Origin of the sequence: Plastoroseomonas arctica (assembly GCF_018128965.1) — a bacterium.
GTDB classification, from domain to species: Bacteria; Pseudomonadota; Alphaproteobacteria; order Acetobacterales; family Acetobacteraceae; genus Plastoroseomonas; species Plastoroseomonas arctica.
In genome coordinates this window covers 64,588-83,988 of record NZ_JAAEDH010000023.1, presented here as the reverse complement: position 1 = coordinate 83,988, position 19,401 = coordinate 64,588, and the positions used below count along the sequence as shown (strand labels likewise).

At 68.7% G+C, this 19,401-nt stretch carries 24 protein-coding genes and 1 pseudogene; 4 read left to right on the top strand and 21 right to left on the bottom strand.

The window, feature by feature from the left end; genetic code table 11:
- Together GXW79_RS17890 and GXW79_RS17885 are read right to left on the bottom strand one after the other, a co-directional pair.
- Positions 1-663: pseudogene (locus GXW79_RS17890) on the bottom strand (hypothetical protein); the annotation flags it as partial.
- A 79-nt stretch (positions 664-742) separates the two neighbouring features.
- Positions 743-1,534: a uracil-DNA glycosylase gene (locus tag GXW79_RS17885; protein ID WP_211875804.1), complete on the bottom strand. Its 792-nt coding sequence runs from the start codon at positions 1,532-1,534 to the stop codon at positions 743-745.
- Positions 1,535-1,694: 160 nt separating this feature from the next.
- Here GXW79_RS17885 and GXW79_RS17880 point away from each other — a divergent pair, with 160 nt between their 5' ends.
- Positions 1,695-3,341: an electron transfer flavoprotein-ubiquinone oxidoreductase gene (locus GXW79_RS17880; RefSeq protein ID WP_211875803.1), complete on the top strand. Its 1,647-nt coding sequence runs from the start codon at positions 1,695-1,697 to the stop codon at positions 3,339-3,341.
- A gap of 73 nt (positions 3,342-3,414) precedes the next feature.
- Positions 3,415-3,780, top strand: coding sequence for a hypothetical protein (locus GXW79_RS17875; protein WP_211875802.1), 366 nt, complete (start codon positions 3,415-3,417; stop codon positions 3,778-3,780).
- Positions 3,781-3,803: 23 nt separating this feature from the next.
- Here the strand turns inward: GXW79_RS17875 and GXW79_RS17870 are convergent, their stop codons facing one another.
- Complete coding sequence (locus GXW79_RS17870; protein WP_211875801.1) at positions 3,804-4,772, bottom strand: cyclase family protein; 969 nt, start codon at positions 4,770-4,772, stop codon at positions 3,804-3,806.
- A gap of 148 nt (positions 4,773-4,920) precedes the next feature.
- On the opposite strand from GXW79_RS17870, the gene GXW79_RS17865 reads away from it, so the two are divergent.
- Both GXW79_RS17865 and GXW79_RS17860 read left to right on the top strand, forming a co-directional pair.
- Positions 4,921-9,285: a beta strand repeat-containing protein gene (locus tag GXW79_RS17865; RefSeq protein WP_211875800.1), complete on the top strand. Its 4,365-nt coding sequence runs from the start codon at positions 4,921-4,923 to the stop codon at positions 9,283-9,285.
- Positions 9,286-9,317: 32 nt separating this feature from the next.
- Positions 9,318-9,761: a hypothetical protein gene (locus tag GXW79_RS17860; protein WP_211875799.1), complete on the top strand. Its 444-nt coding sequence runs from the start codon at positions 9,318-9,320 to the stop codon at positions 9,759-9,761.
- 3 nt (positions 9,762-9,764) lie between these two features.
- On the opposite strand, the gene rplQ is transcribed toward GXW79_RS17860, so the two are convergent.
- The 18 genes from rplQ to rpsQ all read right to left on the bottom strand — a co-directional run bounded on the left by rplQ (position 9,765) and on the right by rpsQ (position 19,390).
- Complete coding sequence (gene rplQ / locus GXW79_RS17855; RefSeq protein ID WP_211875798.1) at positions 9,765-10,184, bottom strand: 50S ribosomal protein L17; 420 nt, start codon at positions 10,182-10,184, stop codon at positions 9,765-9,767.
- A 23-nt stretch (positions 10,185-10,207) separates the two neighbouring features.
- Complete coding sequence (locus GXW79_RS17850) at positions 10,208-11,230, bottom strand: DNA-directed RNA polymerase subunit alpha (protein WP_211875797.1); 1,023 nt, start codon at positions 11,228-11,230, stop codon at positions 10,208-10,210.
- Between the two features lie 75 nt (positions 11,231-11,305).
- Complete coding sequence (gene rpsK, locus GXW79_RS17845) at positions 11,306-11,716, bottom strand: 30S ribosomal protein S11 (protein ID WP_211875796.1); 411 nt, start codon at positions 11,714-11,716, stop codon at positions 11,306-11,308.
- Positions 11,716-12,093 (bottom strand): 30S ribosomal protein S13, encoded by a 378-nt coding sequence (rpsM, locus tag GXW79_RS17840; RefSeq protein WP_211875795.1) that lies wholly within the window; start codon positions 12,091-12,093, stop codon positions 11,716-11,718. The genes rpsK and rpsM overlap by 1 nt, the downstream gene beginning before the upstream one ends.
- 157 nt (positions 12,094-12,250) lie before the next feature.
- A complete protein-coding gene (locus GXW79_RS17835) occupies positions 12,251-12,910 on the bottom strand; it encodes an adenylate kinase (RefSeq protein ID WP_211875794.1) in 660 nt (219 codons plus the stop codon).
- 25 nt (positions 12,911-12,935) lie between these two features.
- Positions 12,936-14,291 (bottom strand): preprotein translocase subunit SecY, encoded by a 1,356-nt coding sequence (gene secY, locus GXW79_RS17830; RefSeq protein WP_211875793.1) that lies wholly within the window; start codon positions 14,289-14,291, stop codon positions 12,936-12,938.
- Positions 14,292-14,367: 76 nt separating this feature from the next.
- Entirely contained in the window at positions 14,368-14,739 is a 372-nt protein-coding gene (locus GXW79_RS17825; RefSeq protein ID WP_211875792.1) for a DoxX family protein, read from the bottom strand.
- 2 nt (positions 14,740-14,741) lie between these two features.
- Positions 14,742-15,239, bottom strand: a complete 498-nt coding sequence (rplO, locus tag GXW79_RS17820) for a 50S ribosomal protein L15 (protein WP_211875791.1) — start codon at positions 15,237-15,239, stop codon at positions 14,742-14,744.
- Between the two features lie 3 nt (positions 15,240-15,242).
- On the bottom strand, positions 15,243-15,431 hold the full coding sequence (gene rpmD / locus GXW79_RS17815; protein ID WP_211875790.1) for a 50S ribosomal protein L30: 189 nt from the start codon (positions 15,429-15,431) through the stop codon (positions 15,243-15,245).
- A complete protein-coding gene (rpsE, locus tag GXW79_RS17810; RefSeq protein ID WP_211875789.1) occupies positions 15,424-16,050 on the bottom strand; it encodes a 30S ribosomal protein S5 in 627 nt (208 codons plus the stop codon). The genes rpmD and rpsE overlap by 8 nt, the downstream gene beginning before the upstream one ends.
- A gap of 12 nt (positions 16,051-16,062) precedes the next feature.
- On the bottom strand, positions 16,063-16,425 hold the full coding sequence (gene rplR, locus GXW79_RS17805) for a 50S ribosomal protein L18 (RefSeq protein ID WP_211875788.1): 363 nt from the start codon (positions 16,423-16,425) through the stop codon (positions 16,063-16,065).
- Positions 16,425-16,958, bottom strand: a complete 534-nt coding sequence (gene rplF / locus GXW79_RS17800) for a 50S ribosomal protein L6 (RefSeq protein WP_211875787.1) — start codon at positions 16,956-16,958, stop codon at positions 16,425-16,427. Before rplF ends, rplR begins: the two co-directional genes overlap by 1 nt.
- 13 nt (positions 16,959-16,971) lie before the next feature.
- Positions 16,972-17,370, bottom strand: coding sequence for a 30S ribosomal protein S8 (gene rpsH, locus GXW79_RS17795; protein WP_211875786.1), 399 nt, complete (start codon positions 17,368-17,370; stop codon positions 16,972-16,974).
- A 12-nt stretch (positions 17,371-17,382) separates the two neighbouring features.
- Complete coding sequence (gene rpsN / locus GXW79_RS17790) at positions 17,383-17,688, bottom strand: 30S ribosomal protein S14 (RefSeq protein ID WP_211875785.1); 306 nt, start codon at positions 17,686-17,688, stop codon at positions 17,383-17,385.
- Positions 17,689-17,734: 46 nt separating this feature from the next.
- Positions 17,735-18,397, bottom strand: coding sequence for a 50S ribosomal protein L5 (rplE, locus tag GXW79_RS17785; RefSeq protein ID WP_246504093.1), 663 nt, complete (start codon positions 18,395-18,397; stop codon positions 17,735-17,737).
- Positions 18,394-18,711 (bottom strand): 50S ribosomal protein L24, encoded by a 318-nt coding sequence (gene rplX, locus GXW79_RS17780; protein ID WP_211875784.1) that lies wholly within the window; start codon positions 18,709-18,711, stop codon positions 18,394-18,396. The genes rplE and rplX overlap by 4 nt, the downstream gene beginning before the upstream one ends.
- A 2-nt stretch (positions 18,712-18,713) precedes the next feature.
- The gene (gene rplN / locus GXW79_RS17775; RefSeq protein ID WP_211875783.1) at positions 18,714-19,082 is read right to left on the bottom strand and encodes a 50S ribosomal protein L14; all 369 of its coding nucleotides are present in this window, start codon (positions 19,080-19,082) and stop codon (positions 18,714-18,716) included.
- The gene (gene rpsQ / locus GXW79_RS17770) at positions 19,079-19,390 is read right to left on the bottom strand and encodes a 30S ribosomal protein S17 (protein ID WP_211875782.1); all 312 of its coding nucleotides are present in this window, start codon (positions 19,388-19,390) and stop codon (positions 19,079-19,081) included. Before rpsQ ends, rplN begins: the two co-directional genes overlap by 4 nt.
- Positions 19,391-19,401: the final 11 nt, after the last annotated feature.

The window sequence follows — 19,401 nt, the reverse complement described above, 5'->3', positions numbered from 1 at the left end:
GGCGAAGGCGACGGCCGCCTGGCGCTGGGTGACCACCGCTGGCATCGCGCCGCGCACACGCGCGATCTCGGCCGCGACGGCGCGCGCCTCCCCGCTCGCCGCGCGCCGGTACTGCGCGCTGTCGATCCCGGGGCCGCGCGGACCGCCGCTGGCGCTGGAAACCGCGTCCTGTTCGGCATTGGGCGAGAGGCCGCGCTCACCGGGGGCGCGGGGGATGGCGTCGTCGGGACCCGAGGCGCGGACCAGCATGGCGTGCAGTGCCGGCGCGTCCGGGTGGTCGCCGTAGCGGCGCAGCCAGGCCTGCAGGTCCTCGATGCTGGGCCGCGTCGCACCCTCGCGCTGCCAGCGATGGGCGAGAACATGGCCGGCAAGGCGGCGGTCGCCGAGGCGGCCGAATTCGCGGATGGCGGCCTCGTCGTCGCCGCGGGCCTGCAGGTCGAAGATGCGGCGGAGCCGTGTCGCGGTGCCCTCGGCCAGCGGCTGGGGCAGGCCGGCGACCGGCGGGGCGCCCTCGCGGAAGGGTATGGTGACGGTGCCGCGCGCGGCATCGCGTTCCGCGTTGGTCTGGGCGGCCCGTTGCGCCTGGACGACCCCGGGGGAGGCCATCAACAGCGGAAAACCCGCCAAGACCACGAGGGCCAGTCGGCGGGTTTCTCGGGCCATGGGGCAGATCATGCGCATGGCGGAGCGGAGCAAAGGGCGATCCGGGCCAAATGTCCAGCCTTGGTTACAAGGCGGAATGTTAAATTTTCGGCAGAGGTCCTTCGCCCGCCTCCGCGAGTGCTTCGCGAAGGGTCAGCAGGTCTGTCCATGCTTCGCGCTTCGCGGAGGGAGTGCGCAGCAGATAGGCCGGGTGCCATGTGGCGATCGTCGGGATCGGCGCCAGGTCCTCGACGGTGATGTCGCGCCAGCGGCCGCGCACACGTGTGATGCCCTCCTTGCCGCCGAGCAGGGCCTTGGTCGCGGTGCCGCCGAGCAGCAGGATGTGGCGCGGCCGGTGCAGGGCGATGTGGCGGCGGATGAAAGGCAGGAACAGCGCGATCTCGGCATCGGACGGGGTGCGGTTGCCCGGTGGGCGCCAGGGCAGGATGTTGGTGATGTAGACGTTTTCCGTCCGCGACAGGCCGATGCTCGCCAGCATGCGGTCGAGCAGTTGGCCGGACAGCCCGACGAAGGGCTTGCCCTGCCGGTCCTCGTCGGCGCCGGGCGCCTCGCCGATCAGCATGAGGCGGGCCGAGGGTGTGCCATCGGCAAAGACGAGGTTGGTGGCGGTCTCGCGCAGCGGCGTGTCGAAGCCTTGGATAGCGGCGCGCAGTGCATCGAGGCTGCCGGCGTTCGCCGCGCGCGTGGCCGAGGCGGGGTTCGCGGCAGCAGGGACGACCAGGCTCGGCGCGGGCCGCGTCAGCCGCACCGGCGCGGGTGCCGGCACCGCGGCGCCGCCGCGATCGGGCGGGGTGTCGTCGAGCGCCTCGTCGGCACCCCATTCGCTTTGCAGGCGCAGGGCCGCGAGCAGGCTGGCGTGCTCTGTCTCCATGGTTCGGTTATCGGCCCCGCGCAGCCCGGTGGAAAGTGGTCCCTTCCTGCCGGCACCGGCTGCGCGGGAATTCTTTCCCTGCTCTTTCGTGTGTGCGGGGTTTCGTGCCCGCCTCCCTGGCCTTACATGCGAGTGAAGCAATCGAGGAACTGTCAGCCGCATGAGTGAGTCCGAGCCGCGCGAGGCCATGGAATTCGATGTCCTGATCGTGGGTGGCGGCCCGGCGGGCCTTGCCGCCGCGATCCGGCTCAAGCAGCTGAGCCCGGACATGGCCGTGTGCCTGGTCGAAAAGGGCAGCGAGGTCGGCGCGCACATCCTCTCGGGCGCGGTGCTGGAGCCGCGTGCGATGGACGAGCTGCTGCCCGATTGGCGCGACGACCCGCCTGCGCTGGCGACGCCGGCCGGAGAGGACCGCTTCGTCTACCTGACCGCGACGAAGGCGTGGAAGCTGCCCACCCCGCCGCAGATGCACAACCACGGCAACTACATCGTCTCGCTCGGCAATGTGGCGCGCTGGCTCGCGGCCAAGGCGGAGGCGCTCGGCGTCGAGATCTACCCGGGCTTTGCGGCGTCGGAGGTGCTGATCGAGGATGGCCAGGTGCGCGGCGTGGTCGCCGGCGTGATGGGCGTCGAGCGCAATGGCGAGAAGGGCCCGAACTACCAGCCGGGGATGGAACTGCGGGCGAAATACACCCTGTTCGCGGAAGGCTGCCGCGGCAGCCTCACCAAGCGCCTGTTCGAACGCTACGGCCTGCGCGAGGGCGCGCAGCCGCAGACCTTCGGGCTGGGGATCAAGGAGCTGTGGGAGATCCCGCGCGAGCGGCACACGCCGGGTCTGGTGTGGCATTCGGTCGGCTGGCCGCTGCCGTCGGACACCTATGGCGGGTCGTGGCTGTACATGCTCGGCGAGAACCTGGTCTCGATCGGCTTCGTCATCGGGCTCGACTACTCCAATCCGAACCTGTCGCCGTTCGACGAGTTCCAGCGCTTCAAGCACCACCCCGAGGTGGCCAAGATGCTCGAGGGCGGCAAGCGTGTGGCCTATGGCGCGCGGGCGTTGAACGAGGGCGGGCTGCAGTCCATCCCGACGCTGGTCTTCCCCGGCGGTGCGCTGATCGGCGACGGCGCGGGCTTCCTCAACGTGCCCAAGATCAAGGGCTCGCATACGGCGATGAAGTCCGGGATGCTGGCGGCCGAGGCCATCGTCGCGGAACTCGCCACCGCGGAGCCCGGCCCGGTGCTCGACGCCTATCCCGAGGCGCTGCGCAACAGCTGGGTGTGGGACGAGCTCTCCCGCGTGCGCAACATCCGCCCTGGCTTCGCGAAGTTCGGCTTCGTGGGCGGGATGCTGAACGCCGCACTGGAGACCTACGTGCTGCGCGGCAAGGCGCCGTGGACGCTGGCCCACCACGCCGACCACGCGGTGTTGAAGAAGGCCGCCGACGCGCCCGCGATCGCCTATCCCCGCCCGGACGGGAAGCTGTCCTTCGACCGGCTCTCCTCGGTGTTCCTCTCCAACACCAACCACGAGGAAGACCAGCCTTCGCACCTGGTGCTGCGCGATCCCTCTATCTGGGAAGGGGTGAACTGGGCGACCTATCGCAGCCCCGAAAGCCGCTATTGCCCGGCCGGCGTCTACGAGGCGGTGGGCGAGGCGGCCGGGAATGGCGTGGGGCCGATGAAGCTGGTGATCAACGCGCAGAACTGCGTGCATTGCAAAACCTGCGACATCAAGGACCCCACGCAGAACATCGACTGGAAGACGCCCGAGGGCGGTGGCGGCCCCAACTACATCGGCGGGATGTAGCGCCACGGCCGCGATCTTGACCGCGATTTTCCGAGCGTGCAGCGTATCGATCATCGCCGCAACGAGGGCCGCTATGCGCGCTATCCTGCCTGTCCTGTTCTTCGGTTCGCTCATCGCCGCGGCGCAAGCGGCCGAGCCGCGCAGCTGGCACGTGACGATGCCGCTGCAGGGCACCACCCAGCAGGTCTGCCTGCAGCGCAGCCGTGACGCGATGACCTCCGCCGCGGTGAGCCTCGCGGAGGCGTCGCAGGGCTCGCAGTACGGCGTGCAGGGCGACAATCTGGTGCTGGCGATCTGCGCGCAGTCGGAGCCGACGATCCTGGTCATCCTCGTCGCCGGGCCGCAGGCCGCCGACGCCCGTAACCTGGGCCAGCGCCTGCGCGATTCCATCACGCGGCCGGCGGCACCCGTTTCGCCGGGCGGCACCAAGGCGCCCTAGCTTCAATCGACGTCCTCAGCGGCTCAACGCAGGGCGATCGCGTTGGCGGGGCTGCCGACGCCGCCGCGCAGGTTCAGCGGTGCCGCCACCAGGAACGCTGTGGCGCGACCCGTCGCGGCACTGTCCTCGGCCAGGGCCTCGAGGTCGAAGAACTCGCCCAGGCACAGGCCCATCCGCCCGATGCCCCAATGCAGCGAGGGGCGCAGTGCGGTGATCGGGAAAGCCTCGACCGTCGGATTGTCCGCCGCGATGGCCGCGATGCCGGTGTCCCAGAGCCATTCCCACGTCGCGGAACCACCATCCACGCCGGAATAGTCGCGCCCGCGCAGCAGCGCATCCCGCGCCTCCGCATCGCCGGCCGCATGGAACGCCGCGAGCCAGCCGGTGCGCACCAGCACGATGTCGCCCGCGAGCGGCGTCACCCCTGATGCGGCGAGGCAGGCGGTGAGATCGGCGGCACTCGCCCGCAGGCTGCCCAGCGCCCGCCATTCGCGCCCGATGCCGGCGAAGTAGCGCGGCAGGTCCGCCAGGATCGCGCGGCCAGCGATGCCGTGCGCGAGCGCCTTGTCGATGCCGTTGCGGCTGCCCTGCCCATGGATCACGGCGGCCAGCGGTGCGTTGTTGTAGAAGCCGTGGATCGGGCAGGCGTAGTGGTTCAGCCCGTCCCACTGGCTGCTCGCCTGCAGCCAGAAGCCGTCGAGCTTGTCGTCGCGCGTCATCTTGTCCGGGCCATCCTCGACGACCAGCGTCGGCGTCGGCGCGGCGCGGCGGCGATGCGCGCCGGAGAGTGCCGCGCCGAACGGCTCGTCGAGCGGCAGGTTCAGGTTGAAGCGCTTGCCGTCGCGGATCTCGGCCGCGCCGGCGGCGACGGTCGCATCCGTGATGCGGTTCAGCGTTCCGATCTCATCGGCCGGCCCCCAGGCGCCCCAGGCGAGCGGCAGCCCGGTCGCGTCATCGGGGCGGGGGAGTTCAGCATAGCGCGGTGGGGTCATGGCGGCGAGCCTAGCCGAGAGCCGCACGGTGCGACATCCGCCCCGGCGCGAAGCGGAATCTTTACCAGCCCCGGCGGATAAGGAGCGGGCATCCGGCGCCCGCCCTGGCCTCGACGCTCATGGCCAGCCGCAACCAGAAGGTCCCGACATGGCCACGGTCTACCTGACCCTCAGCGCGTTCCGGGCCTCGGGCCCGCTGGCGGGGGGCGATACCTACATCCTGCGCGATACCGGCTCGCTGCTGGCCACGCTGTCGGCGACCGAGATCGCAGCGCTTGCGCCGGCAGGGTTGAGCGCGATGGACGCCAGCGACGACGTGCTCGGCCTCAGCGCCGCCCAGCGCGGCGCGCTCGGCGCGCTGGCGCTGACCGCGGGCGATGCGGTGACGTTGCGCGACACGGCGTCCAACCTCGCCGCGCTGACGCCCGCGGAGATCGCGGTGCTGGCGGGCGCCGGGTTCGACCGGATCGATGCCACCGACGACCGGCTGAGCCTCACCCTGGCGCAGGTCGCGTCGCTCGGCGGCGTCGTGCTCGCGACGGACGATCTCGCCAGCATCACCGACGTGCCCGGCACGCTCGCCGCGCTCACGCCGACGGAGATCGCCGCGGTGCTCGCCGCCGGCATCGACGGGATCGAGGCCAGCCACGGCGACCTGGCGCTGGACGCCGCGCAGGTGGCGGCACTCGGGGCCGTGCCGCTGCTGATCGACTATGCGCAGTGGCGGGACGGCACGACGGCGCTGGTGAATGTCGCGCCCGGCTATGGGCTCGCCGTCTCCGGCGTGCCGGCCGATGCGGATTTCGCCTTGCTCGATGCCGATGCCGCCATCAGCCGCTACTGGGTCACGGATGGTGCCTCGGCGATCGCGGCGGGGCTGGGGGCGATGGCCTTGGCCACGAAACTCGGCGGCATCAGCCCGATCGACAATGCGACCCTCGCGATCACCGCCGCGCAGTTCAGCGCGGCGACCCCGGCAATGGCGAAGCTGCCATCCGGGTACCGGTTGACGATCAGCGGCGCCACGGTCGCGCAGGCCGCGAGCCTGCAGGCGAATGCTCATGTCGAGGCGTTCGGCATCAGCGACACCGGCGCGCATGTCGCGGCGGGGCTCGGCGGATTGGCGGGACTGGGGAAGCTCACCGCGATCACGCTCGCACCGGGCGGCGTGCTCGCGCTCACCCACGCGCAATGGCTGGCCGAGGCGGCGACCCTGGCGCTGCTGCCGGAAGGCCAGGCGCTGAGCGTGGCCGGTGTGCCGGTCGCCGATGCGGCGGCGGCGCAGGCCGATGCGCGCGTGAGCGGCTTCACCATCCTCGACAGCGCGGCGCACGTCGCGGCGGCTTTGGATGCGCTTGGCGGCTTTGACCACCTCACCGGCATCGCGCTGTCCGCGGCCGCGCCGCTCGCCATCGGCTTCGCGCAGCTCACGACCGCGGCGGGCGTGCTGGCGCTGCTGCCCGTTGGCGCCACGCTGGTGGTGAGCGACGTGCCGCCGGCGAACCTGGCCGCGATGCAGGCCGATGCACGGGTGACCAGCTTCGCGCTGCGCGGCGCAAGCGCCGATGTCGCCGCCGCCTTCGACGCGTTGAACGGCGCGGGCAAGCTTAGCGCCATCACGCTCACCGATGGCGATGCGCTGGCGCTGACCCATGCGCAGTTCATTGCCGACACCGCCGCGCTGGCGAAGCTGCCGGGCGGTTACACCCTGGCCCTGCGCGGGGTGCCGGCGGCGAGTGCGGCGAGCATCCAGGCCAACACGCATGTGGTGGAATTCGCGGTCACCGACACACCCGTCGGGATCGTCGCGTGCTTCGACGCGCTCATTGGCGCGACCAAGCTCAGTGCCGTCGCGCTCACCGGCGGGGTTACGCTCACGATCAGCCATGCGCAGCTACTCGCGGGCGGCAGCCTCTTCGCCAGGCTGCCGAGCGAATACCAGCTGCAGGTGACCGGCGTGCCGATCGCCGCCGGCCTGGTGGTGCAGGACAATGACCACGTGCTCGGCTTCGCGGTCAGCGACACCGCCGCCGCCATCGCCTCCGGCTTCGATGCGCTGAATGGCATGGCGAGCCTGACCGGCATCGGCGTGACCGGCGGCGGTGTGATCGCGCTGACCCAGGCGCGCTTCCTGGCCGATGGCCGGGCGGTCGGGCTGCTGCAGGCCGGCACCACCGTCGCGGTCAGTGCGGCACCGGTGGCGGAGGCGGCGGCGCTGCAGGCCCATGCCAAGGTCTCCGCCTTCGCGGTCTCTGGCTCGGTCGCGGAGGTGACCGCCGCGCTCGACATGCTGGGCGCCGCCGGCAAGCTCACAGGCATCACGCTGACGACGCCGGGCACGTTCGCGATCAGCCACGCGCAATGGGGCACGTTGGCCGGCACGCTGGCGCTGCTGCCGCCGGACTACACCGTGACCGTGGCCGGCGCGCCGGCGGCCAGCGCCGCTGCGCTGCAGGCCGATGCCCACGTGCTGGGCTTCACGATCAGCGATGGCGGCGCGGGGGTGGCGGCGGCGCTGGATGCGCTGAACGGCGCCGGCAAGCTCGACGCGATCAGCCTCGCGGACAGCACGCCGCTTGCGATTTCGCATGGCAGCTACCTTGCCGATACGCACGCATTGGCGCTGCTGCCCGGCGAGGCGCGCCTGGTGGTGAGCGCCGCGAGTGCGGCCGGCGCCGCCGCGTTGCAGGCGGATGCGCGGGTGAGCGGCTTCGCGGTGCGCGACACCGCGGCCCATATCGCGGCCGGCTTTGATGCACTCGACGACGCGGGCAAGCTGACCGCCGTCACCCTCTCCGACAGCGCCGCGATCGTGCTGACGCAGGCGCAGGTCGCATCCGGCACGACGGCACTCGCCCTGGTGCCCGCTAGCGCGACGTTGGTGCTGCGCGCGGCGACGACCGTGCTGGACCTCGACGCGTCCGCAGTGGCGGCCTTGGCCGGGCAGGGGGTGGACCGGCTGCTCGCCGCATCGGGGGTGATGAGCCTGAGCGGCGCGCAGTTCGACGCACTGGGCGCCGTGGCGCTGACCGCGGCCGACACGGTCACGCTGGCCGATACCGGGGCGCATCTGGCGGCGCTCTCGACGGGTCAGCTCGCCGGGCTGGCGGCGGCGGGGATCGACCGGATCGACGCGACCGATGGCGCCTATGCCTTCAGCCGCGCGCAGATCCTGGCACTCGGCGCGCTGCCGAAGGATGCCGCCGACGCGCTGGTGCTGGCCGATGGCGGCGACGCCATCGCGTCGCTGACGACGAGCCAGCTCTCGGCGCTGACCGCGCTGGGGGTCGACCGGATCGATGCGACGGATGACCAGCTCGGCCTCTCCATCGCGCAGCTCAACGCGCTCGGCCGCATCCCGCTCACCCCTGGCGACATGGTGACGCTGGAGGACACCGCGGCCAATGCGAACAACCGCGACCTGCGCGTCTACGCCCATGTCGACCTGGTGGTGCTGGACGATTCGCCCGGCGCCCAGCGGGTCATCGGCTCCTCGGGCAACGACGTGATCTATGCCGACACCCAGGCGGATGTCCTGTTCGAGGCGGTGGGCGGCGGGATTGACACCATCCGCACCTCGGCGAGCTTCTATCTCTACGCGAATGTCGAGAACCTCGTGCTGCGCATCGGCGCGGGCAACATCTTCGGCGTCGGCAATGCCGGGGACAACGCGCTGACCGGCAATGAGGCGAACAACCTGCTGATCGGCCTCGACGGCGCCGACACCATCGCCGGCGACAGCGGCAACGACATCCTTTACGGCGTCGAGGGCAATGACCGCATGAGTGGAGATGCGGGCGTGGATTTCGTCGCCGGCGGCAATGGCGCGGACACGGTCGAAGGTGGGGCCGGCGCCGACAACCTGTTCGGCGAGGCCGGCAATGACAGCCTGGTGGACGGTTCCGATTTCGTCACCGACATCCTCACCGGCGGCGATGGCGCCGACACGCTCGACGCGGCGAGCGGCCTTGGCGACTACGACCTGATCGATGGCGGCGCCGGCGATGATCGCTACCTGGTCGACACGCCGGCCGATTTGACCTTCGAGGCGGCCGGCGGCGGCATCGACACGGTCTACGCCAACATCAATGGGGGGGGATGCTACCTCTACGCCAATGTCGAGAACCTGGTGCTGCTGGGCGCGACGCCATTCGGCGTGGGCAACGCCATGGCCAACGTGCTGACCGGGAGCGCGGGGGCCAACTGGCTGCTCGGCGGCGCGGGGGCGGATACGCTGGCCGGGATGGGCGGCAACGACGTGCTGTTCGGCGAGGCGGGTCGCGACCTGTTCGTGTTCGGGCGCGCCTGCGCGGCGGGTGTGATCGGCGACTTCACGCCCGGCAATGACCAGATCGACCTGCGCGGCCTAGGCTTCGCGAGCTTCGCCGCACTCGGCGCCGTGATGGTCGAGGTGGCCGGGACCACGGCGATCAATCTCGGCCAGGGCGACATCATCATCATCAACGGGGTTGCGAAGGCGGCGTTGGCGGCATCGGATTTCCTGCTCGCTTGACGGGTCGTCGTGCCGGGGCCACGAGGTCGGGGATGAGCATCATCCCGCGTCGCGCATTGCCCCTGTTCGCGTTGCTGCTGGCAGCACCCGCGATCGCGGAGGATGATTCCCGCGCCCTGCTTGGCCAGCCGGTGCTCGCACTCGCGCAGTACCAAGGTGTGGCCGGCGTGCTGGCGACCGCGACCGGCGGGGCGCGTGGGGCGGTGTCACGCCGCCTGCGCGAACCCGGCCCCGGTCTCGCCTTGCTGGGCGATCGCTACGTTTATGGCTGGGGCTGCGGGGCGGAGGGCTGCGCGGCGGGCGGGATCTTCCTTGCCCAGGATTTCGTGCAGGGCCGCATCTACTTGCTGCTGCTGGAAGATGGCCGAACCCGGCTGGCGGTGCCGCCGAGCACCGCCGGCTGGCCGCCTGCGCTCGCCGAGGCGATGCGCGGGTTCGACACGATCAGGGCCGCACAGATCGCGGCCCCGGATTGAAGCTCAGCCCTCGTCCTGTTCGACCACTTCAGGCTTCGGCCCGCTGTCGAGGCCCTTGGCCGCGACGTTGCGCTCAACCAGCTCGATGACGGCCATCGACGCCGCATCGCCGTAGCGCATGCCGGCTTTCAGCACGCGGGTGTAGCCGCCGGCGCGCGTCTTGTAGCGCTCCGCGATCTCGGTGAAGAGCTTGTCCACCACGTTGGCGTCCATCAGCTGCGCATACGCCTGGCGGCGCGCATGCAGGCCGCCGCGCTTGCCGAGCGTGATGATGCGCTCGACGTAAGGGCGCAGCTCCTTCGCCTTGGGCATCGTGGTGGTGATCTGCTCGTGCTTGAGCAGCGACGTCGCCATGTTGCGGAACATGGCGAGCCGGTGGGTGGAGGTGATGTTGAGCTTCCGCCCAGCCATTCCGTGACGCATCGTGGTGGTCCTTCAGCCGGGGATCAGAACGGCTCTTCGATTTTCTTGGCGAGGTCTTCGATGTTCTCGGGCGGCCAACCGGTGACGGTCATGCCCAAGGTGAGCCCCATGGTGGCCAGGACTTCCTTGATCTCGTTCAGCGACTTGCGCCCGAAATTCGGGGTGCGGAGCATTTCCTGCTCGGTCTTCTGCACGAGGTCGCCGATGTAGACGATGTTGTCGTTCTTCAGGCAATTCGCCGAACGCACCGACAGCTCCAGCTCATCGACCTTGCGCAGCATATTGCGGTTGAAGGGCAGGTCGTCACGGACTTCCTCAACCTTGCGCTCGCGCGGCTCGTCGAAGTTGATGAAGAGCTGCAGCTGGTCCTGCAGGATGCGGGCAGACAGTGCCACCGCATCCTCGGGGGCCACGGTGCCGTCGGTCTCGACCGTCATCACCAGCTTGTCGTAGTCGGTGCGTTGGCCGACGCGCTCGGGCTCGATCTTGAAGGCGACGCGGCGGACCGGGGAGTAGATTGCGTCCACGGGGATGAGGCCAATCGGCGCATCCTCGGGGCGGTTCTCGGAGGCGGGCACATAGCCCTTGCCGGTCTGGACGGTCAGCTCCATCGACAGCTTGGCACCGTCGTCGAGCGTGCAGATGACCAGGTCCGGGTTCGAGATCTCGATGTCGCCGGAGACCTGGATCTGGCCGGCGGTCACTTCACCCGGTCCTTCCGCAGTCAGGGCCAGGCGCTTCACGCCTTCACCCTGCATGCGGATGGCGAGCTGCTTGATGTTGAGGACGATGTCGGTGACGTCCTCGCGCACACCCTGGATCGAGCTGAATTCATGCAGCACGCCATCGATGCGGATGGCGGTCACGGCAGCGCCCTGCAGCGACGAGAGCAGTATGCGGCGCAGCGCGTTGCCCAGCGTCTGGCCGAAGCCGCGCTCCAGCGGAGCGGCGACCATGGTGGCCACGCGGTCGGGGTCCGCACCCTGGTCGATCGCCAGCTTTTCCGGACGGATCAGCGAGCGCCAATTCCTCTCAAGCACTGTCATTCTCTCCTCATCGGCTCCATGCAACCCGCGGCGCCCCCTGGTTCAGAGTGGGGCGCCGACATTCCAGCGTGCGCGTCAGACGCGGCGACGCTTGCGGGGGCGGCAGCCATTGTGCGGGATGGGCGTCACGTCCTTGATGGAGGTGACGTAGAAGCCGACGGACTGGAGCGCGCGCAGCGCCGATTCGCGGCCTGAACCGGGGCCGTTCACCTGGATCTCCAGCGTCTCCATGCCGTGCTCGCGGGCCTTCTTGCCGGCATCCTCGGCGGCCATCTGGGCGGCGTAGGGCGTGGACTTCCGGCTGCCCTTGAAGCCCTGCATGCCAGAGGAGGACCAGGCGATGGCGTTGCCCTGGGCGTCGGTTATGGTCACGATGGTGTTGTTGAAGGAGGCCAGAACGTGGGCGACGCCCGACGTGATGTTCTTGCGCTCCTTGCGGCGGACAGGGGCGGCGCCACGACCGGCGCGGGCGGGTTCGCGGGCCATTACTTCGTCACCTTCTTCTTGCCGGCAATCGCCACGGCCTTGCCCTTGCGGGTGCGGGCATTCGTGTGCGTGCGCTGACCGCGGACCGGAAGGCCCTTGCGATGACGCAGGCCGCGATAGCAGGCCATGTCCATCAGACGCTTGATGTTCATCGCGACTTCACGCCGCAGGTCGCCCTCGACGCGGTAGTCACGGTCGATCAGCTCACGCAGACGCAGGATTTCCTCGTCGGTGAGCTGGTTGACGCGGCGATCCGCGGGGATGGCGAGCTGCTCGCAGATGACCTTCGCATTGTTCGGCCCGATGCCGTAAATGTAGCGAAGCGAAATCAGGACCCGCTTGTTGGTCGGGATATTTACGCCGGCGATGCGCGCCACAGGGCCTCTCTCGGAGCTGTCGCTCCTGCTCGCCGACCGTTCCCCGAAGTTGGGGCGTTTCGGCGTGGTGGTATCGATATACGCAAAGGATGTCGCGGCCGAGGGAATGAACCCCCGTCCACGGGAGGGGGCGATCTAGCCCCTCGACCCGCTTCCGTCAAGCCTTCGCGGCAGAATTGATGACAGCTTCGAGCGCGGCGAAGACGCTGTCCATCGACGCCATCCCATCCACGCCCGAGAGCTTGCCCTGGGCGGTGTAGTAGGGGAGCAGCGGGGCGGTCTGGCGGTGATAGGCCTCCAAACGTGCCGCGACCGTCTCGGCGTTGTCATCGGCCCTGCGGTTGAAGGAGGTGCTGCCGCAGCTGTCGCACACGCCTGGCACCGCTGGGGGCTTGAAGTGGTCGTGATAGCCGGTGCCGCACTTCGCGCAGGTGAAGCGTCCGGCGATCCGCTCGACCAGGGCAGCGTCATCGACCCGCAATTCGATCACATGGTCGAGCCGGAGGCCCTTCTCGGCGAGCATGGCGTCGAGCGACTCGGCCTGCGGCACGGTGCGCGGGAAGCCGTCGAGGATGAATCCCTTGGCGCAATCGGGCTGCGCCACGCGGGCCGCGATCATCGTGGTGATGAGCGCGTCCGGCACCAGGGCGCCGGCCTCCATGATGGCCTTGGCCTGCAGCCCGATCGGGCTGCCCGACTTCACCTCGGCACGCAGCATGTCGCCGGTGCTGATCTGGGTGATCCCATAAGCATCTTCGAGACGCTTGGCCTGGGTACCTTTGCCGGCGCCCGGTGGCCCCAGCAGGATCAAGTTCATTCGTCGTTTCCCCCCTCGAAACCCGTCACCGCCGGGTTGGCTGCCCACGGCCGCCGAGTTTGGCCTTCTTGATGAGGCCCTCATACTGGTGCGCGAAGAGATGGGACTGCACCTGGGCCACCGTGTCCATGGTGACGGAGACGATGATCAGCAGGCTGGTGCCGCCGAAGTAGAAGGGCACGCCGTAATTGCTGATCAGGATCTCGGGCAGCAGGCAGACGATGCACAGGTAGATCGCGCCCACCGCGGTCAGCCGGGTCAGCACACGGTCGAAATAATCCGCCGTGTTCTGGCCGGGCCGGATGCCGGGCACGTTGCCATTGTACTTCTTGAGATTGTCCGCCGTCTCGGTCGGGTTGAAGACCACGGCCGTGTAAAAGAAGGCGAAGAAGATGATCATGGCCATGTAGGCGGCCATGTAGAGCGGCTGGCCATGCGCCAGCAGCCGCGCGATCCCGGTGAACCAGTTGTCCGGCGCGTCGGTGGCGAAGCCCTGGATGGTCGCGGGCAGCAGCAGGAGCGAGGAGGCGAAGATCGGCGGGATGACGCCGGCGGTGTTCAGCTTCAGCGGCAGGTGCGTGTTCTCGCCGTTGAACATGCGGTTGCCGACCTGGCGCCGTGGATAGGTGACCGGAATACGCCGCTGCGCCCGCTCGACGAAGATGACGAAGGCAATGACGGCGAGCGCGATCAGCAGGAATGCGATGATGAAGATGGTCGACAGCGCGCCGGTCCGGCCGAGCTCGAGCGTATTGACCAGAGCGGAGGGCAGGTTCGCCACGATGCCGGCGAAGATGATCAGGCTGATGCCGTTGCCGATGCCACGCGCGGTGATCTGCTCGCCCAGCCACATTAGGAACATGGTGCCGCCGACCAGGGTGACGACCGAGGAGAAGCGGAAGAACCCACCGGGATCGGCGACGGCCGGCCCGCTGGTTCCGCGCATGCCCTCGAGGCCGACGGCCATGCCATAAGCCTGCACGACCGCGATCAGCAGGGTAAGGTAGCGGGTGTACTGGTTGAGCTTCTTGCGCCCCGATTCGCCCTCTTTCTTCAGCGCCTCCCAGGCGGGGATGGCCGTGCTCATCAGCTGCACGATGATTGACGCGCTGATGTAGGGCATGATGTTGAGCGCGAAGACGGTCATGCGCCCGAGCGCGCCGCCGGTGAACATGTCGAACATGCCCAGGATGCCGCCGCCGTGCTGGTTGAGGATTTCACCCATCACAGCGGCATCGATCCCGGGAACCGGCACATAAGTGCCGATGCGGAACACGATCAGCGCGCCGAGGGTGAACCAGATCCGCTTCTTGAGCTCGGTCGCCTTGGACAGAACCCCGAAATTCAGACTGCCTGCGAGTTGTTCGGCGGCGGAGGCCATGTGTGGTGTTCCTTTAGAACTCACCTACCGCTGCTCGCGGTTGGCACGCAAGATCAGGATGGGCTCGCCAGGTTGATCAGCCGCGGCGCCAGGGCAGCAAGGCTCTGAGCGCCGGATCCCGCAGCCAGACCCCCAGCCACATAAGCGCGCCGAGCCACACGCCAAAGAGGGTGTGGCTCAATAAAGGGCTGCCCAGGCGCAGGTGAGTCGCGATGGCACCGCCCATGACGGCGGTGAGCAGCACCGCACCGAGCGGCGCCGTGCGCGGCACCGCGTAGAGCAGCGTCGCCACCAGCTCGATCACCCCGATCGGAACGGCCAGGTGGAGCGGCAAACCGAGCTCGGTGAAGCTCTCGACCACCGGGCCAAGGACCAACAGCTTGATGATGCTGTTGAAGAGCATGAACGCCACGACAAGCGCGGTGATGACGCGCCCCGCGAGCACCATGATCAGGCCGCCGCGGGCGCTTCTTCGGCCTTCTTCACCACGGTGACCGTGACGACGCCACCGGTCGCCTCGACCGCCGCGATCGCCGCCGGCGATGCGCCGGAGACGGTGATGCTCACCTTGCGGGTGATTGCACCCTTGGCCAGCAGCCGCACGCCCGCGAACTTGTTGGAACGCTTGACGATGCCGGCGGCCTTCAGCGCAGCCTCATCAATCGGCGCATCCGCGGGCAGGAGCCCCGCCTCGATCGCCGCGTCCAGCGCGCCGATGTTCAGCGGCGCGTATTCGACGCGGAAGATGTTGACGAAGCCGCGCTTGGGCAGACGCCGGTAGATCGGGAGCTGGCCGCCCTCGAACCCGTTCAGCGTCACGCCCGAGCGCGCCTTCTGGCCCTTGACGCCGCGGCCCGAGGTCTTGCCCTTGCCCGATCCGATGCCGCGACCGATGCGCTTGAACTTGTGGCGTGCGCCTTCGTTGTCGCGCAGTTCATTCAGCTTCATGGCTCAGCCCTCGACCTTGATCAGGTGCGCGACCTTCTTGATCATGCCCTGGACCGCGGGCGTGTTTTCCAACTCGCTGGTGCGGTGCATCTTGTTCAGCCCCAGGCCGATCAGCGTCTCGCGCTGGCCGGGCTTGCGGCCGATCGGCGACCCGATCTGGGTCACCTTCACAGTGGATTTGGTCTCAGACATTGGCTGCGGCCTCCGCCTCGGTCTTCGGCGTGCCGAGGATGTCGGCCACCTTCTTGCCGCGACGCGACGCCACGGCCCGGGGGCTCGTGCACGCCTGCAGCGCGGCGAAGGTCGCCTTGACCATGTTGTGCGGGTTGGCGGAGCCGAGGCACTTGGCCACGACATCGCCCATCCCGAGGGTCTCGAACACGGCGCGCATCGGCCCGCCGGCGATGATGCCGGTGCCGGCCGGTGCGGCGCGCAGGATGACGCGGCCGGCGCCGTATTCGCCGATCACGTCGTGATGCAGCGTGCGGCCCTCGCGCATCGGCACGCGGATGAGCGTCTTCTTCGCCCGCTCCGTCGCCTTGCGGATGGCCTCGGGCACTTCGCGCGCCTTGCCGGCGCCCCAGCCCACGCGGCCCTTGTGGTCGCCCACGACGACGAGCGCGGCGAAGGAGAAGCGACGGCCGCCCTTCACCACCTTGGCGACGCGGTTGATGGTGACGAGCTTGTCGGTGAGGTCGTCGCCGGGCTCGTTGGACTGGCGGTTGTCATTGCCACGGTCGCGGTTGCGCCGGCGACGATCATTGTCGCCGCCACCTTCGCCGCCGCCGCCGCTCCTGGGTTCACGTGCCATGGTTTATGCTCCTCAGAAGGACAGGCCGCCCTCGCGGGCGCCGTCCGCCAGGGCCTTGACCCGGCCATGGTAGAGATAGGGACCGCGGTCGAACACGACCTCGGTGATGCCGGCGGCCAGCGCACGCTCGGCGACCAGCTTGCCGACCGCCGTGGCGGCATCCTTGTCGGCGCCGGTCTTCAAGCCCTCGCGCATGACCTTTTCCTGCGAGGAGGCGGCAGCCACCGTGCGCCCTTCGGCGTCCACGATGATCTGCGCGTAGATGTGCTGGCCCGAGCGGAACACCGAGAGCCGCGCGCGGCCACCGGATTTCTGCTTGAGCTGGTAACGGAGGCGGCGGCGGCGCCGCGCCTGCAAAGCGAGCTTGTCGGCCATTACTTCTTCTTACCCTCCTTCCGGAGGATTTGCTCGTTGACGTATTTGACGCCCTTGCCCTTGTAGGGCTCGGGACCGCGATAGCCGCGAATTTCCGCGGCGACCTGGCCGACCTGGCGCTTATCCGCACCTTCGACCTTGATCGCGGTGGGCTTCTCGCAGGTGATCTTGATGCCCGGCGGCACCGGGTAGCGGATCTCGTGGCTGTAGCCGAGGTTCAGCACCAGGTCGCTGCCCTGGACGGCGGCACGATAGCCGGTGCCGTTGATCTCCATCGACTTGGTGAAGCCGGTGGAGACACCCGTGACCAGGGAATTGATCAGGCTGCGGGTGGTGCCCCACATGGTGCGGGCCTGGCGATCGGCGCCGCGCGGCTTCACGGTGACGAGGTTGCCCTCGACCGTGACATCCACAAACTCCGTGAGGTCGAGCTTGAGCTCGCCATTCTTGCCCTTGGCGGTGACGGTGCGGCCCTGGAGCGCGACCTGCACGCCCGCGGGCACCGTGACCGGATATTTTCCGACGCGAGACATCTCTATGCTCCCCTCAGAACACGCGGCAGAGGACTTCGCCGCCAACATTGGCGGCGCGGGCCTCGATGTCGCTCATCACGCCGCGCGGCGTGGAGAGGATGGAAATGCCAAGCCCATTGTAGAACTTCGGCAGCTCCTTGATCTTGGAGTAGACGCGGCGGCCCGGCTTGGAGACGCGGGTGATCTCCTTGATGGCCGGCTCGCCCTCGGCATACTTGAGCTCGATGGCGATGAGCTTGATGCCCGGACGGACGTCTTCCGTCTTCCAGGCGCGGATGAAGCCTTCGCGCTTGAGCACGTCGAGGACGTTCTCACGCAGCTTGGAGGCAGGGGCCACGCAACGGCTCTGGCGAGCGCGCTGCGCGTTCCGGATGCGGGTGAGCATATCGCCCAACGGATCTGACATGGACATGTCTGCGGGCCCTTACCAGCTCGCCTTGACCACACCGGGGATCTGGCCGCGCGAGGCCAGCTCCCGGAACTGGTTCCGGCAGAGCTTGAATTTCTGGTAGTTGCCGCGCGGCCGCCCGGTGATCTCGCAGCGCAGGCGCACGCGGTTCGCGGCACCATTGCGCGGGAACTGCGCGAGCTTCAGGGTCGCCTCGAACCGCTCCTCGACCGGGAGCTCCTTGTCCATGACGATCGCCTTGAGCTTGGCCCGCTTCGGCGCATGCGCCTTGGCGAGCTTCTCGCGCCGCTTGTTCTTCATGATCGACGAAGTCTTCGCCATTAAACCCTCCGGAACCTGCGCGAGAGCATCGCGCGGTTTTCCAACATCACTTCTGGAACGGAAGCTGGAACGCTGTGAGCAGCGCCTTCGCTTCCTTGTCAGTCTTGGCCGTCGTCACGAAGACGATGTCCATGCCGCGCACCGTATCCACCTTGTCGTAGTTGATCTCGGGGAACACGATCTGCTCCTTCAGGCCAAGGCTGTAATTGCCCCGCCCGTCGAAGCCGCGATTGCCGGGAATCCCGCGGAAGTCACGCACGCGCGGCAGCGCGATGGTGACGAGGCGGTCGAGGAACTCGTACATCCGCGCCTTGCGCAGCGTGACCTTGCAGCCGATCGCCTGGCCTTCGCGGATCTTGAAGCCCGCGATCGCCTTCTTGGCGCGCGTGCGCACCGGGCGCTGGCCGGAGATGGCGGTGAGGTCGCCCACCGCGGCATCGAGCTTCTTCTGGTCGCCGGCGGCTTCGCCCACGCCCATGTTGATCACGATCTTCTCGAGCTTGGGCACTTCCATCGGGTTCTTGTAGCCGAACTCCTCCGAAAGCTGCTTGCGCACCGCTTCCTCGTAGAACTTCCGCAGGCGCGGCTGCTCGGCGGGCGAGGCCGCGGCCTTGCCGGGGGCGGCGCCGATCGGCGCATCCTTGGCACGGTCGGCTTTCGCGGCCTTCTTCGAGGCCGCGGGGCCCATGCGGTTCTGGGATTCGCTCATTGGTCGAGAACCTCACCGGAGGGACGTGCCACCCGGACCTTCTTGCCATCGATGACGGCGAAGCCGACGCGGGTCGGCTTGTCCGATTTCGGGTCGATCAGCGCGAGGTTGGACAGCGCGATCGGCGCCTCCTTCTCGATGATCCCGCCAGGCTGGCCCATGCCGGCCGGCTTCTGGTGACGCTTGACCATCTGGCGGCCCTGCACGAGCGCGCGGCCTTCCTCGGTGAGCACGCGCAGCACTTCGCCGCGCTTGCCCTTGTCCTTGCCGGTGGTCACCTCGACGGTGTCCCCCTTACGGATCTTGGCGGCCATGATTACAGGACCTCCGGCGCGAGGGAGATGATCTTCATGTACTTCTTCGCGCGCAGCTCGCGCACCACCGGCCCGAAGATGCGGGTGCCGATCGGCTCGCCCTGCTTGTTGATCAGCACGGCCGCGTTGGTGTCGAAGCGGATGGCCGTGCCATCGATGCGCCGCACCGGATAGGAGGTGCGGACGATCACAGCGCGATGCACCTCGCCCTTCTTCACCTTGGCGCGCGGGATCGCTTCCTTGACGGAGACGACGATCACGTCGCCCACGCCGGCGAAGCGACGCTTCGACCCGCCGAGCACCTTGATGCACTGGACGCGACGGGCACCGGAATTGTCGGCGACCTCGAGATTGGCTTCGACGCCTATCATGGGGTAGCCCCTTCGGCGACGGGCGCCGGCGCCGCGTCAGCCGTGCGCAGGAACTCGGGAAGCGCGACCGCTTCGCCATTGCGCTGCACGACAACCCAGCTCTTCAGCTTGGAGATCGGGCGGCACTCCTGGATCTGCACGGTGTCGCCTTCCTTGCAGAGCTTCGCGTCGTCATGCGCGACGTAGCTCTTGGAGCGACGGATGAACTTCTTGTACAGCGGATGCATGATGCGACGCTCGACAAGAACAGTGATGCTCTTGTCCATCTTGTCGCTCGTGACCCGCCCGGTGAGGACGCGCTTCGGCATGGCCGGCTGTC

Excerpts from the sequence above, each read along its gene's own strand:
- rpsH (WP_211875786.1), bottom strand. The coding sequence starts at position 17,370 with ATGTCCATGTCAGATCCGTTGGGCGATATGCTCACCCGCATCCGGAAC.
- GXW79_RS17865 (WP_211875800.1), top strand. The coding sequence starts at position 4,921 with ATGGCCACGGTCTACCTGACCCTCAGCGCGTTCCGGGCCTCGGGCCCG.
- rpsN (WP_211875785.1), bottom strand. The coding sequence starts at position 17,688 with ATGGCGAAGACTTCGTCGATCATGAAGAACAAGCGGCGCGAGAAGCTC.
- GXW79_RS17880 (WP_211875803.1), top strand. The coding sequence starts at position 1,695 with ATGAGTGAGTCCGAGCCGCGCGAGGCCATGGAATTCGATGTCCTGATC.
- rplR (WP_211875788.1), bottom strand. The coding sequence starts at position 16,425 with ATGGCCGACAAGCTCGCTTTGCAGGCGCGGCGCCGCCGCCGCCTCCGT.
- rplF (WP_211875787.1), bottom strand. The coding sequence starts at position 16,958 with ATGTCTCGCGTCGGAAAATATCCGGTCACGGTGCCCGCGGGCGTGCAG.
- GXW79_RS17860 (WP_211875799.1), top strand. The coding sequence starts at position 9,318 with ATGAGCATCATCCCGCGTCGCGCATTGCCCCTGTTCGCGTTGCTGCTG.
- rpmD (WP_211875790.1), bottom strand. The coding sequence starts at position 15,431 with ATGTCTGAGACCAAATCCACTGTGAAGGTGACCCAGATCGGGTCGCCG.
- rpsE (WP_211875789.1), bottom strand. The coding sequence starts at position 16,050 with ATGGCACGTGAACCCAGGAGCGGCGGCGGCGGCGAAGGTGGCGGCGAC.
- GXW79_RS17870 (WP_211875801.1), bottom strand. The coding sequence starts at position 4,772 with ATGACCCCACCGCGCTATGCTGAACTCCCCCGCCCCGATGACGCGACC.
- rpsQ (WP_211875782.1), bottom strand. The coding sequence starts at position 19,390 with ATGCCGAAGCGCGTCCTCACCGGGCGGGTCACGAGCGACAAGATGGAC.
- rplO (WP_211875791.1), bottom strand. The coding sequence starts at position 15,239 with ATGAAGCTGAATGAACTGCGCGACAACGAAGGCGCACGCCACAAGTTC.
- GXW79_RS17875 (WP_211875802.1), top strand. The coding sequence starts at position 3,415 with ATGCGCGCTATCCTGCCTGTCCTGTTCTTCGGTTCGCTCATCGCCGCG.
- GXW79_RS17835 (WP_211875794.1), bottom strand. The coding sequence starts at position 12,910 with ATGAACTTGATCCTGCTGGGGCCACCGGGCGCCGGCAAAGGTACCCAG.
- GXW79_RS17850 (WP_211875797.1), bottom strand. The coding sequence starts at position 11,230 with ATGACAGTGCTTGAGAGGAATTGGCGCTCGCTGATCCGTCCGGAAAAG.
- rplN (WP_211875783.1), bottom strand. The coding sequence starts at position 19,082 with ATGATAGGCGTCGAAGCCAATCTCGAGGTCGCCGACAATTCCGGTGCC.
- GXW79_RS17885 (WP_211875804.1), bottom strand. The coding sequence starts at position 1,534 with ATGGAGACAGAGCACGCCAGCCTGCTCGCGGCCCTGCGCCTGCAAAGC.
- rplE (WP_246504093.1), bottom strand. The coding sequence starts at position 18,397 with ATGAGCGAATCCCAGAACCGCATGGGCCCCGCGGCCTCGAAGAAGGCC.
- GXW79_RS17825 (WP_211875792.1), bottom strand. The coding sequence starts at position 14,739 with ATGGTGCTCGCGGGGCGCGTCATCACCGCGCTTGTCGTGGCGTTCATG.
- rplX (WP_211875784.1), bottom strand. The coding sequence starts at position 18,711 with ATGGCCGCCAAGATCCGTAAGGGGGACACCGTCGAGGTGACCACCGGC.
- rpsK (WP_211875796.1), bottom strand. The coding sequence starts at position 11,716 with ATGGCCCGCGAACCCGCCCGCGCCGGTCGTGGCGCCGCCCCTGTCCGC.
- secY (WP_211875793.1), bottom strand. The coding sequence starts at position 14,291 with ATGGCCTCCGCCGCCGAACAACTCGCAGGCAGTCTGAATTTCGGGGTT.
- rplQ (WP_211875798.1), bottom strand. The coding sequence starts at position 10,184 with ATGCGTCACGGAATGGCTGGGCGGAAGCTCAACATCACCTCCACCCAC.